This is a genomic window from Deinococcus alpinitundrae, assembly GCF_009982895.1.
Lineage (GTDB): Bacteria > Deinococcota > Deinococci > Deinococcales > Deinococcaceae > Deinococcus > Deinococcus alpinitundrae.
In genome coordinates, this window is sequence record NZ_WXZL01000365.1 from 1 (window position 1) to 255 (window position 255).

The window sequence follows — 255 nt, forward strand, 5'->3', positions numbered from 1 at the left end:
GTAAATCTACAATTTTTAATAGAATAGTTGGAGAACGTGTTTCGATTGTGGAAGACACGCCAGGTGTAACACGAGATCGTATTTATTCTTCAGGTGAATGGTTAACACATGATTTCAATATTATTGATACAGGTGGTATTGAAATTGGTGATGCACCATTCCAAACACAAATTAGAGCGCAGGCAGAAATCGCCATAGATGAAGCGGATGTTATTATTTTTATGGTTAACGTGCGTGAATGATTGACACAAAGCG

1 protein-coding gene is annotated in these 255 nt (G+C 37.3%); it reads left to right on the plus strand.

Annotated elements, in window-relative coordinates:
- Positions 1 to 242: GTPase (locus tag GUI70_RS25980; RefSeq protein ID WP_368733654.1), on the plus strand; the 242-nt coding region annotated here is incomplete at its 5' end.
- Between the last annotated feature and the right edge of the window lie 13 nt (positions 243 to 255).